General features: G+C 76.2%; 5 protein-coding genes. All 5 read right to left on the bottom strand.

The window, feature by feature from the left end; translation table 11 throughout:
- Positions 1-539: 539 nt before the first annotated feature.
- The 5 genes from ACWC94_RS11545 to ACWC94_RS11525 all read right to left on the bottom strand — a co-directional run bounded on the left by ACWC94_RS11545 (position 540) and on the right by ACWC94_RS11525 (position 13209).
- Positions 540-2315, bottom strand: a complete 1776-nt coding sequence (locus ACWC94_RS11545) for a hypothetical protein (protein ID WP_450796313.1) — start codon at positions 2313-2315, stop codon at positions 540-542.
- Positions 2312-5977 (bottom strand): vWA domain-containing protein, encoded by a 3666-nt coding sequence (locus ACWC94_RS11540; RefSeq protein WP_450796465.1) that lies wholly within the window; start codon positions 5975-5977, stop codon positions 2312-2314. Before ACWC94_RS11540 ends, ACWC94_RS11545 begins: the two co-directional genes overlap by 4 nt.
- A 116-nt stretch (positions 5978-6093) precedes the next feature.
- Entirely contained in the window at positions 6094-7263 is a 1170-nt protein-coding gene (locus tag ACWC94_RS11535) for an AAA family ATPase (RefSeq protein WP_450796312.1), read from the bottom strand.
- Positions 7264-7348: 85 nt separating this feature from the next.
- On the bottom strand, positions 7349-12358 hold the full coding sequence (locus ACWC94_RS11530) for a hypothetical protein (RefSeq protein ID WP_450796311.1): 5010 nt from the start codon (positions 12356-12358) through the stop codon (positions 7349-7351).
- Positions 12355-13209 (bottom strand): DUF4132 domain-containing protein, encoded by an 855-nt coding sequence (locus tag ACWC94_RS11525; RefSeq protein ID WP_450796310.1) that lies wholly within the window; start codon positions 13207-13209, stop codon positions 12355-12357. The genes ACWC94_RS11530 and ACWC94_RS11525 overlap by 4 nt, the downstream gene beginning before the upstream one ends.
- Positions 13210-13319: the final 110 nt, after the last annotated feature.

Genomic DNA, 13319 nt, shown 5'->3' with positions numbered 1-13319 from the left:
ACCGGCCGGATGCCGGCCGGTGAACCCCGCGGGCTGGGCGGCATGCGCGTGCGCGCCCCCTCGCACCGCGCCCCCCCGCACCGCGCCCACCCGCACCGCACCCAGCCCACGCCCAACCAGGAGAAGCTGCGAGAACGACCGCGCCCGCGCCGAACTCGAGCGCGCCGTGGCCCTCGCCGAGTCCACCGACCGCCTGCTGCTGCGCGCGTCCGTCCAGGAGTTCCACGGCCGCTACCTCGACCGCTGCGACCCGCCCCGCGCGGTGGACACCTACCGGTACTGCCTCGAACTCAACCGGCGTGCCGGGGACCGGCGCGGCCAGGCCCTGGCCCTGCTCTTCCTCGGCTCGGCCATGGACGCGCGAGGGGAGCACGCGGAGGCGCTCGCCGTGCTCCGGCAGGCGCGGGAGGGCCTGCTGAACCTGCCCGAGCCCGATGTACGCATGGCGGCACGCGCCCTCCTCGCCACCGGCCTCGCCCACGACCACCTGCACCGGACCGAGGCACCGGCCCCGCGGCACGGTGTCCCTGTCGGCCCTGTCATCCCGACCAGGCCGCGAGGCACAGGGCGCGGTCCACCTCCTCCGTGTAACGGGCCGCCGCCAGCCACGCGTGGGCGAAGAGGTCCGGGTCCGCGGGCAGCAGGCGGCCGAACACGTCCCGGGAGCGCTCCGCCGCCGCCGCGTGCAGCTCCTCCAGCAGACCGCCCGCGGTCGCCAGCCCGGACCGGTTCAGCCGCCGGGCGTCGGCGGCCGTGTCGCCGGGGAAGGACAGCACACGCCGGCCCCCCGAGACCGCCTGCTGGACACGGCGGCGCAGCAGATGGACCGGGGCCTCCTCGGCACGCGGCGCCTCCCGCACCGGGGACGCGGGTGCCGAGGGCAGGTCCGCGCGCTGAAGCCGGTCCAGGCCCACGTCGACCCGGGTGCCGGACCGCGCCGGATGCTCGGTCGCGAGGAGCTGGGCGCGGGGATGCGGGGCGGGGGTCAGCCGGGCGACGACCCGGAGCCCGGCTCCCCGGGCGGCGGCCAGCAGACGCAGGTTGTCCCGGTGCGGAAGCGCGGGATGGTCATGGGCGGCCGTCAGCCGCAGCACGACGCCGTCGCATCCGGCGAGCAGACAGTCGCCCGCCGCCTCCGTCGCCGTACCGAGCAGGGTGACCTCCAGGAACAGCAGGTCGTGGCCGCCGTTCAGCGCGCGGGTGAGCTGCTCGGCCACGGGGACGGCCCAGAGCCGGTCCAACGGCTCCTCGCGCCAGCCGGCACCGGACGCCCCGACCGCCCGCACCGCGGCGCCCGCTCCGAGCCGTCCGGTGGGGGAGACGGTGGCCCCCGACACCGCGAGGCCGGCACGGGACAGCTCCCGGTGGGTCAGGGCCGTGTCCCCGAGCCGGACCGCCCGGTCGGCCGCGCCCACCGCGCGCCCGGCACCACCCGGGGCCACATCGGACACCTGGTACAGCCGGCCCCCGGTGTCGGCGGTCCAGGTGACGGCACCCGCGTAGCCGCTCGCGGTGAGCACCGGTTCGGAGAACAGGCCGTACAACCGCAGCGAGCCGTCGGGGCGGTACGGCTGCCGCGCGGTACCGCGCAGGGCGGCCAGTTCGGCGCCGGCGGCGTGCGGGACGCGGTGGGCCACGGACAGCACGTCGCACAGGCCGGCCACCAGGTCCGCGAGGCGGTAGCCCGGGTCGGCCGCACGGGCCGCGCGCAGCGCGGTGACCACCGAGACGGCCGAGGCGGCCGCCCGGTGCAGGCCCGCGAGCCGCGCCGTGTGCGCGGCCCGCAACAGCTCCGCCTGGGGCACCGCGCCCGCCCCGTCCGCACCGGCTTCGAGTACGGCGGCCGCGGCGGCGCGGAGCGCGAGGGCGGCGGTGCGCTGCTCGGAGCCGGCCTCCTCCGTCCCGGCGGTCTGCGTCTTGGCGGTCCCCGTCTCGGCCGCCCCGGGCCCGGTCTCCTCCGGCCGGGCGCCCGCGCGCCCCGCAGCACTCACCCCCTCCTTCTCGTCGTGGGTGTCCTCGGCGATCGGGGCCGCCGAGGCCGCCGCGGCGCGGTGCAGACAGTCCGGGGCCAGCAGACAGCCGCAGCGGATGGCGTCCGCGCTGGTCACCGTGGAGCCCGGGGCGTGGAGTTCGAGGGTGGTGTCGTCGTCGACGGCGATGCGCACGGTGTCGCCGTCGCGGACGGCCGGCCGGCCCGCGAGCTTGGCGATGCCCACGTCCAGGCGCTTGCGCAGCCGGGGCGAGAGTGCCGCGACGAGTTCGGCGGTCACGGACGGGGCGACCGGAGGCAGACCCGGGCTCGTCTCCTGGCTCATACGATCTTCTCCCCTACCCAGCGGGCGAGTTCGAGCGGACTGAGAGCGGCCACCGGCATGCCCGCGGACACCAGCTGCCCCGCCACACCGGTCGCGTACCGGGGCCGGCCCGCGTCGTCGAGACTCGCGCAGCCCAGCACCTGGCAGCCGGCCCCCACCAGGGCGCGGACCTCGGCGAGCAGCCCGCCGACCGGGTAGCCCTCCTCGAAGTCGCTGACGACCACGACGAGCGTGCGCGAGGGCACGGTGACCAGTTCGCGTGCGTGCCGCAGCCCCGCGGCGATGTGGGTGCCGCCGCCGACCCTGACCTCCAGCAGGAGGGAGAGCGGGTCCTCGACGTGGCCGGTCAGATCGATCACCTCGGTGGAGAAGGCCAGGAAGTGCGTGGACAGCGTGGGGACCCCGGCCAGCACCGAGGCCGTGAGCGCCGCCCAGATCGTGGACGCCTCCATGGATCCCGACACATCGGTGACCAGGATCAGCCGCCAGTCGGCCGACCGCCGCGCGCGGCTGCGGAAGACCGGCCGCTCGGGTACGACCCGGACCGTGCCGTCCGGCATACGGCGGGCCGTGGCCAGGTTCGCCCGCAGGGTGCGGGGCAGGTCGAGGCCACCGCCGGGGCGCCGGCTGGGGCGGGGCAGGGCGGTGCCGTGCAGCGCCGGGCGCAGCCGGGTCGCCAACCGCCGGGTCAGCGCGTCCACCAGGTGCCGGACCAGCGGACGCAGTGCGGCCAGCCGGGCCTCCGGCAGACCTCCGGCATGCCGCAGCACCGAGCGCAGCAGGTCGACGGAGGGCCGCACGCTGTCCGGATCCAGTTCCGGGAACACATCCTGACGGCCGGCCGCGGCAGCCGCCGCCAGCACCTCCTCCCGGATGCCCGGCCCGAACAGCGCCGCCAGCTCCTCGGACCACTCCCGCACCCCTGGATACGCGGCCGCACGCCCGCCACCCTGATCCGGGAGGTCCCCACGGCTGCCCTCACCGCGGCCTGTGCCGTACAACTCGTCCAGTGCGGTCGCCAAGGGCCGGGCGGCGGCCGACAGCCGACCACTCCTGCGGCCCAGCAGCAGACGCCAGCGGTCGGCCGGGCCGAGCCGGCGGTCGTCGTCGGTGGCGCGGACGGGGGCGGCGGGTGTGGCTGGTGCGGGGACTTCCGGGGTGGCGGGACCCCCGGCGGTCACCGCGGGGATCGCCCCGGCGGGCCGGTGGGCCGGCAGGAGGCCCAGTTCGGCGAGGGTCTCGCGGGCCGTGAGGTCGGCGCGGGTCCACAGGGCGAGGGAAGCCGGGCCGACGCCGCCGGTGTCGTCCGGACGCTCCCCGTCCAGGCGCTGTTCGACGGCGGCCAGCAGCCGGTCGCGGGCGGCCGGGCTGAGCGTGTCGAAGCCGCCGCGCAGTGCCGGCAGCCGATCGAGGAAGTCCCGGTCGGACAAGTCCGCAACCCGGTTCAGCAGCGGTTGCAGCGCGGGGGCCGCCGACTCCAGCAGGGGGCCGGCCGCGCTCAGCAGACCGGTCAGCCGCGCGGTGAGCGCCGACCGGGACCCGGCATCGCAGGCGCCGTCCACCCAGGAGGCGACCCGGTCGCCGAACGCCCGGGGCTCCTCCTGCCCCAGGAGCACCCGTACGGCCCCGGCGGCGCCCCGCATCAGCGGAGAACCGTCGGCGGCCAGCCGGGCGAGCGCGTCGGTGAGCCGCATCCCGCCCAGCGCGTCGGCGCGATGGGCGAGTTCCAGCAGAGCGTGTGCGTCGGCCGGGTCCTCGGAACCGGTGAGCCCGTCGACCTGGCGTACCGCGGCGGAGGTCAGCAGCTCGGCGACGGCCGCCGCCCGCTCCGTACGGCCCCCGTCGCCGCCGAGCCCGGCGATGTGCCCCGCCCGCAACCGGTCCAACAGGGCGAGTCCCGCGAGGAGTTCGGGCAGCGTGCCGCAACCCGGCAGCACCTCGGCGGTCTCGGCCAGCCGCTCGTCCGCGAGCCCGGGCAGGCCGCACTCCGCCGCCTGTTCCAGCCCCCGCAGGGTGTGCGCGGCCGTCGGGCCGCCCGCGTCGCGCTCCCTGCGCCGGGCTTCCCGCAGCACCCCCTCGGCGGCCTGTGCCGGGGTGACCCCGCGCATGCCGGCCGCGGTCAGCATGGCCGCGGTGGCCGGTGTCCAGCGCACCTCCCAGCGCGAGGTGAGCGCGTCGGCGCCGCCCGTGCCGGCCACCGTCCTGGGCTCGCCGTACGGCACCGAACACACGGTCAGGCGCCGCAGCAGCAGTTCACGGCGCCGGTCCGGTTCCGAGCGGAGCGGGTCAAGGCGCAGGTCGCGCGCGGCTGCCCGGCCCGCATCCGCCGGCCCGGGCAGCCCCAGTGCGGCGAGTTCCGCCTCCACCGCCGGGGCCAGGCCGCTGCGCGGCGCGTCCGGAGCCGGGCGGCCGGTGCGCGTCCCGACGAGCACCTCCTCCATCGCCCGGGCCACGGCCCGCCCCCGCCCGTACGGCTCCCCCTGCGCGAGCACCGTCTGCACGGCCTCGACCAGCTCGCCCCGGCCCGCCGCGGGCAGGCCCCGCAGTCGAGTGAGATCACCGGCCAGGCGTACGACCTCCCGTGCGTCGGCGGGCCCGGACGGATGGCCCAGTGCCCGCAACGCGGCACACACCCGCACGGCGGCCCGCGTCAACGCGTCCTCCAGCGCGCCGGGATCACCGGCCGCGTCCAGCACCAGGTGTTGCCACTCCGGGTCCCGGATGCCGGCCGGGTAGCCGGAGCGTTCGTCGAGCAGCGCGTAGCTGTAGGGGATCAGGGAGGTGGTCCACGTCGAAGCAGCGGCCCGGGCCTTCTCGGCACCGTGGGCCTGTGCCGGCACCAGGGTGTCACCGTCGGCCGGTGCCAGGAGCGCCGGGGTGTGGAAGGCGCCGACGAGCACGGCGGCCCGTTCGCCGTTCGCCGTCGCCGCGGCCAGACACGACCGCATCCACCGCTCCCGCCGCAGATCCAGCTCCGGCACCCCGCCCGCGGCCAGGGCCTCCTCGCGCAGCGCCCACCCCGTCAGCAGCGCGGCCCGGCGCAGTGCCTCCGGCGGGGAACCGGGAGCGACCGCCTCGACCAGCCGGTCCCACAGATCGTCCCCGGGACGGCCGGTGAGGCGGTCACGCAGCACCGAGGTGAGCCCGGCCGCACCGGGAACACCGCCGTGTCCGCCGGCCGTCACGTCCGGGGCGCCGGCCGTGCCGGGCCGCTCGCCCGCTTGTGGTGCCGAGGCGCCGGGCGGTCCGGCCGCCGGAGGGGTGGCGCCGCCCGGTGTTGCCGTCTTCGCACCTGCCCCCTTACCGTCCGGCTCCGGCGCTCCCGCCCACGCCCGGTCCGCCAAGGGCAGGTCGCACGCGATCACCGGTACGCCGTGCCGCGCGGCCCAGCGCACGGCTGTCAGTTCCGGTGAGAAGTCGGCGAAGGGATAGAAGGCCGGGCCCCCGGCCCCGTCCACGGGCGCGGCGGCGAGGGCGACGGGAGCCTCGGTCTCCTCGTGGGCGAGCCAGGGCAGCCAGTCCTGCAGGTCGGCGGGGAGTTCCACCAGCAGCACGTCCGGCCGGGCGGCGTCCAGCAGTTGGGGCACGGCCGCGGCGAGGGAGGGCGCGTGGTGCCGCACCCCGATGAGATAGGGCGCCCCCGGATCGGTCAGGGCCGCCACGGCAGCCTCGGGGTCGGCCGGAACCGCGGAGCCCGCGCCGGGACGGGCCGTGGCCGACGCGTCGAGCGCGGAGACGGCGGAGACGGCGGAGACGGCGGAGACGGAGGACACGACCGTCAGCCCTCCAGGACCGTGCGCAGGTCCCACAGCGTGCGCCAGGTGGCCGAGCCCTGTTCCGCGCGGCGCCGGACCGGGCCGTCCCAGTAGCTGCGCAGCCGCGCCGCGTCCGCCGGGTCGTCCTTGCGTACGACACCGAGGACATGGCCGGGCAGCAGTCCGAGGACGTCCCGGTCTCCCGGGAAGTACGCCGAGGCCAGGGCCAGCGCACCCGCCACGGACACCGCCTCCGCCGTGCTCATCACCGTGGACGGGCGCTCCACCTCCCAGCCCTCCGCCGACCGGCCCTCGCGCAGATCGCGGAAGACGGTGACCAGGGCTTCCAGGACGGCGTCGTCCACGTGGAAGGGCGCGCCCGCCCGTTCCACCGACGCCCGGGCCTGGCCCCGCACCAGTGCCGTCTCGGCGTCGAGGTCCGGAATGGGGCCCACCGTCTCGAAGTTGAAGCGGCGCTTGAGTGCGGCCGACATCTCGGAGACACCCTTGTCCCGCAGGTTGGCGGTGGCGATGAGGTTGAAACCCGGCGCGGAGTGAGCCAAGGCATCCTCGCCTCCGGCCAGTTCGGGTATGGCGATGCGCCGTTCGGACAGCAACGACACCAGGGAGTCCTGCACCTCGGGCAGACAGCGGGTGACCTCCTCGACCCGGGCGATCGCGCCCCGGGTCATCGCGGTGAGCACCGGCGACGGAACGAGTGCCTGTCGGCTGGGCCCCTGCGCGAGCAACAGGGCGTAGTTCCACCCGTACTTGAGCTGGTCCTCGGTCGTACCCGCCGTGCCCTGCACGACCAGGCCGCTGGTGCCGCACACGGCGGCCGCCAGCAGTTCGGACAGCATGGACTTGGCGGTGCCGGGCTCGCCGACGAGCAGCAGGCCCCGCTCACCGGCGAGCGTGACCACACACCGCTCGACCAGCGCGCGGTCGCCGACGAACTTGCCGGTGATCTCCATCCGCCGCGGTACGCCGTGCGGCGCCTCCGCGTCGTCGGGCAGCCGCAGCGTCCGGCCGCCGCTGCCCATGACGAACGTCACGACGGCCCGGGGCGTGAGCCGCCAGGCGGGCGGCCGGGGACCGGGGTCATGGGCGGTGAGGAAAGCCAGCTCGATGGCGTACCGGTCCTCGGGCGGGACGATCTGACGGGTCGCGTCGGGCGCGAGGGCGGTGGTCATCGACGGGTTTCCTTCGGCAGGGGGCGGACGGAGATCGGGGCGAGGGGGCGGACGGACGTCGGGATGGAGCCCGGTGCGGTGGGTGTCATCGGCTCCGCCCCCGCCGGTTCGTGCGGGTGGTCAGCTGTTCGTAGGCCGGGGCGTCGCCCGCGCGGACGCGGTCCCAGGCGCGCGTGAACAGCTCCGGCACCGGGATCAGCGGTATCCCGCTCGGGTGGTCCGCGATCGGGTACAGACCCTCCTTCCAGGTCTCCACCGGCAGCGCGGGCGACTTCAGGTCGCGCCAGCCGCACGGCAGGAACAGGGTCCGCCCGGCGCGTGCCCGCTTGGCCTCCACCACCAGGTCGGTCGCGGCCAGCTCGGCGCGGGCCTTCTTCAGGCGTGCGGGCTTCCACCCGGTCCAGCGGGCACAGTTGCGGTCCGTCGGATCCGGCAGGGCCAGCAGCTGGAGGTAGAGCGCGGCGGCGTCCTCGCCCAGCCCGTGCGCTGCGGCCACCTCGGCGACGAGCGCGGGCGCACTGGCGGTCGGGTCCTGGGCGTACCCCCGAAGGCCCTCGGCACCGGCCGCGACCGTGCGGCCCAGCTCCTCGCCGAGAAGCGTGCGCAGCATGCGCAGCCCGGCGCCGCGTAGTGGACCCACCAAGCCGTCCAGCAGCCCGAACACCGCGTCGTCGGGCCCGGTGAGACCGGCAGGCCGGACCAGGACCGTCTCGGTGTCGCGGTAGCCCGGGCGCAGCGCGAGAGCATCTCCGACCCGCGTCGTGCCGTGCTCGTCGGCACCGCCGGTCGCGGGCAGTCCGTACACCTTCCGCAGCTCCACCGCCGTGCAGCCGCCCTTCTCCGTGAACTCGACGTCCAGGTCGAGCAGCAGCTCCGGGTCGGACATCCGGCGGCGCACCGCGGCGAGGCCCGCCGGCAGGGCGGTCCGCAACGGGTGGCCGTACGGCAGGACGTACGCCAGCGCGGAGAGTGCGCCGACGGCGCCCGTGAGGGCGTAGCGGCTGGGCATCGCCTGGGGGTCGTCCGGGACCAGGTGGCCGTCCTTGTCCGGGCGCAACACCGTGGTGCGGCTCAGCCATGGGGTGCGGGACGGGTTGAGTACGTCCTCGGCGCCTCCGGCCCGCATCCCGGCCAGTTCGGCGCTGATGTCCTCCGGCAGGCGGACCAGCGGGCCGAACCGCTCGGCCCACACCCGTCCCGCGGCCTGTGTGTCCGGTCCCGCCGTCCACAGGGCGGCCGGCTCGTCCGGCAGCAGCGCGCCCATGACCGCCGCCCGCCGCTCCACACCCAGCCCCTGCAGCAGCGCGGTGGCGAACTCCCGCTGCCGCGGCTTCAGTCCGAGGGCGGCCAGCGCCTCGGCCCCCGGTTCCTGCGGCTGCCCGGCGAGCAGCACGGTGGACTGCAGCGGGCCCAGCGCGCCGCCGGTCGCCGCCACCAGTGCTTCGGGCGCCGAGGGCTGCCAGGGAGCGGCGCCCTTGTCGCGGACGAGACGGGTGACGGCCGCCAGATCCTCGGCGGAGATCGTCGGGGTGTACCGGGTCTCCTGCTCCAGCGTGAAGTGCGCGACAGCACCGAACGCCCCGGACGGATCGTGGTCCAGCGCCAGCCACGTGACCCGCTCCCGCTGGACGTCGACGCCCTGCTGACCGAGGATCACCACCGTGCGCCCGGCCCGGCGCAGCACCTGTCCGTCCCGCTGGTGCGGCTTCTTCTCCAGGGGTTCGCTCAGCACCGCCTCCCGCAGCGTGCCGCCGGCCGTGACGAGCGGCCCCTCGGCGAGGGCGTCGGCCAGCAACAGCAGTGGTTCCCGCTGGGTGTCGGTCAGGGCGGGCGAGGCGAGCCGGTACGCCAGTGCCCGCAGGACGCCCAGGACCGGCGGCCAGACCATGCCGATCGCCGGGACGGTGTGCTCCTCGCTGGTCCAGCCGTCCGTGAGGGCACCGAGGCGCTCGAGGCCGGGCAGCGGCTTGCCGTCGGCGGGCCTGCCGGACAGCACGTGGTTGACCGCGCGGATCTGACGGAGCACGCTCCACCGCTCGCCGTACCACCAGCCGTGCAGCGCGACGACACCGGACATCGCGTCGTGCAGGGTGCGGTCGTCGCCGTGCACGGGGCTGTAGTCGGCGAACATGCCCTCGGTCCGGTTGCGCGGCTGCCGCGGCGCCTCCTTCGGGGGAGTCACGAAGGCGGTGGCCGAGTCGGTGAGGCGCAGCGCCGACCTGACCAGTGCGGCGACGCCGGTGCGCAGCCGCTCGTCGGTCAGCTCCGGCAGGGCGTGTTCCACCGCCTTCAGGGCGACGGTGTCCGCGGTCGGCACGGCGGCCTTGGCCGTCTCGTCCGACCCGGCTGCGGCCAGCGCTTCCTGACGGATCGCCAGTGCCTCGCCCGCGAGCCGCAGCAGCTCCGCGGCCTGCCCGTCGGACAGGGCGCGCAGCACCGCCGAGCCCTGGGCGTCGCGCGGACGCAGTGCGTGCCAGAACGACAGCGGGGGCACGAGCCGGGTGCCGGCGGCGTACTCACCGCCGCGGTCGTTCGGCGTCAGCCGGCCCAGCAGACCGGCGGGAGAGGTGTCGTCACCGGCGTGGAGCCCGATGTGTCCGCCCAACCGTGCGCTGTGGCCGCCCAGTTGGACGACGACCGGTTCGGCCCCGCCGGGCAGCCGCAGCGCGCCGAGGGGAACGACCGCCCGGTCGCCGAGGCCCACCGCGACCGACACCGTCCGCCCGTCCGGTGTCCCGGCCGTACGGCGCTCCTGCGCGCCCTCGCCCTCCGTGCGCACCCAGCGCCCCAGCACCGTGCCGTCGGTACCGAACGGGCTGTGCTCCAGCCCGGGCCGCAGCGGCAGGACCTCGCACGCGCCGGGCAGCAGCTCGGCGTCCTCACGGACGGCCGAGCGCAGCAGCGCGGGCAGCGACGCGCGGCCGTGCGTCCCGGTGACCGGGTCGTACTCCAGCCAGACCGTCCGCCGGCCCTGCCTGCCCTGGCGCCACAGGGTGGTGCCGTCGCCGATGATCGCGCGGCACGGCGGCAGGTCCGTGTCACCGGCGTGCAGGGTGCGGCCACCGGTGGCTCGTCCGCCGCCGGCCAGCGGGATCGACGGGACCACCGTCTCCTGGCCGGACCACCAGGAGGGCAACTGCTCGCCACCGAGCGCGAACACCTCGGCGGGCCGGGCCGACCAGTAGCCGTACTGCTTGCTGCCGTGCCGCCACATCACGAGCAGTTCCCCGTCCACGTACCGGAAGCGGGGGCGCTGCCAGCGGTCCAGGTCATGGGGCAGGCGCAGGTCGTGGTCGAGCAGGATCCGCTCCGGGCCGACGACCACCGCCTTCGGCCCGCGGCAGAGGATCAGCGCCGGCCAGGCCTCGTGGACGGCCAGCGCGTTGTCCTCGTCCTTCCTGGTCTGGCCGTCGAGCAGCGCCAGCGCCTCGTCGAGGGCCGGCCAGCCCAGCTCGTCGAGGATGCCGGCCCGTACCGTACGGCCGAGCAGCGGCGCCACCTCGCGGCCGGCGACCCGGGCCACCGCGTCCGGGGCGACCTCGGCGGCGATCACCCGGAAGGGGCGCAGCCGGTCGAGCGCGGCGCGGGCGCCGGGCAGCCCCGCCGCGCGTGTGAAGTCGCCGGCGGCCTCCTCCAGCCACTCCCGCAGCACCCCGCACAGGACCGGATGCGCGGCCATCGACGTCAGCATCTCGCCGCCGCGCTGATGTGCGCCGACCCTGTCCACCGCCTGGTGCAGCAGACGCCGCAGGCGCGGGTCGGCCGCCACGGCCGCCAGGTCGCGCCGGCCGGCGCGGGTGTCCACCAGCCACTCGGGCAGCGGCAGATACACGGGGACGCCGGCGGCCGGCAGCGACAGCGGGACGCGCGCGGCCACGCACAGGTCCAGCAGATCCAGGTCCGCGCCGGCGTGCCAGCGTCCGGTGCACAGGTCCACCGGACGGCCGGTCGCCCGCAGCACCGGAGCCATGCGCTCGACCAGCGCGAGCGTGGCAGGGCAGCGGCGGGAGTAGGAGCCGCCGTGCTTGCGGAAGGCCGCCCAGCGGGTCAGCCAGTCCGCCGGATCGGCGCCGTGCCCGGCCGCCGTCGACTCGTCCGTGAGCAGCCGGTCGGCCCCGGTCTCGGCGAGCAGCGTCAGCCAGAACCCCTCGTCCTCGGCTTCCCTGCCGAGACCGGCGGGCATGATCTCCAGCAGCCGGAGGCGGATCTCCGGCCGCTCCTCGGCGAGGACGACGAGCACGGAGCGGTAGGCGGTCCAGAAGGACCGGGGCGCGCGGACCGCGGCGGGGGAGGCGAGCAGGTCGGCGACCAGCGCGCACTCCTCGGTGACCCGGGGCAGGCCGGCCGCCTTGATCAGCCCGCGCGCGTCCTGCGGCAGCGAGGCGTACGGCGGCATCCCGGCCGCACAGCGCTCCACCGTCAGCTGCCGGAACTGCGCCCAGGCCGTGGCCGGTTCGAGTCGCCCGGCGAGGTCACGCACATGCTCCTTGAGCGCCTTCACGGTCAGCGCGCCGGCGAAGGCGAACTCCAGGAACACCGCGCGCTGCCGCTCCTCGTCCACCGTGAGCGCGTGCACCCGCTCGGCTTCACGGGCCTTGCCGAAGAACGCGGCGGCGTAGGTGGTGTTCTCGTGTTCCAGGAAGACCCGCGCGGCCTGTTCGTAGAACGTCGGCAGGAAGTGCGGCACGGCACGGCCCAGCCGCTCGCCGAGCTCCTCGAATCCCTCCTTGGCGGCGCCGGGGCGGGACTTGGCCTGCCGGGCGAGCCGCTCGACGTCCTTCACCAGGGCGAGCGCGTGGTGACCGTTGGCCGGGTCGTTGACCAGCGCCCAGGCGGGGAAGCCCAGCGTCTCCCGGCGCACCTGCCCGACGACCGGCGCCTGGGGCTCGCGGGCGAGGCCCAGGAACTCCAGCGCCAGGTCCTCCGCCTCGCCCAGCGTGCCCGGCACCAGCCGGACCACCGGCCGGTCCGCAAGGGCGGGGTGCGTGTAGGTGCGGACGGTGAGGCTGTCGGCGTCCTCGCGCGCGGTGCTGCCCGGGGGCAGGACGGCGCCGGCGTCCAGCAGCGTGGCCGCGGCCGTCTCGTCGTACGTCATGCCGCCCGCTCCTCGTCCTCGATGTCCCGTCCCGCGTACAGCGCCGCCGCCATGCGCATGCCCTCCGACCACGCCACTGGCCCGACCTGACCGAGTTTCAGCACCTTCCCCGCAGGGTCGGACCAGACCAGCGGGCCGGTCTCGGTCTCCATGTAGCCGTCGTAGTCACCGACCCATACGCGGGCCTCGACGCTCCGGCCGTCCTCCAGGACCGGGCACACGGCATACCCGCCACGCACGCGGTAGCCGAGCTGGGTGGCCCGGCCGTGCAGGAAGCGCAGTTCCTTGAACGAGCCGCCCGCGTACTCCTCCACCTCGGTGGCCTCGGCGTCGAGCGCGGCAGGGCGGCGCCAGACCTCGCGGAAGAGCTGCTGCGCGCGCTGCTCCACGCCCAGCTCGACGGCGAACTCCCGCAGCTCCTCCAGGTCATCGAGGAGGACCGGGTGCGGAACGCGGACCAGGTCGGGGGCGATGCGGACGGTGTCGCCGTCGAGGTCGACCAGGCCCAGGCCGCGCTCGGGATCCGCGTCCCGCAGGAAGCCGGCGACCTGCCCGTCGGCGCCGGTGACGACGAGGTCGCGCAGCGCGGCCTGCCAGGCCGGGTCGGGCCACACGCGCGTGACGACGGCGAGCGGCACCGGCAGGGAGCGGACCATCCACCGCTCCGCCTCGGCCAGGCACTGCCGTTCGTGCCGGTCCAGCCACTCGACGAGCTGCCTCAGGCCCACGACCGCCGGATCGTCGGCGATCTTCGGAGGCACCGACTTCAGCCGCCGCCCCGACGCGTTGCGGCACACCACCTTCCCGCCGTCGAGGGCGACTTCATAGCCGCCTGCCGACACCCACCCCATACGTGCCTCCCGCACCCGCGTTGATCAAGTGACGGGAACTGTAGGGCAGGCCACTGACAACGCCCCCCGGAGGCCGGAGGGCGTTGTGGAAAAACGGTTTTGGAGCGACG

The sequence above is a fragment of the Streptomyces sp. NPDC001135 genome (assembly GCF_053598395.1).
Note: the sequence above shows the minus strand (reverse complement) of the source record. Positions and strands in the feature narration are given on the sequence as shown.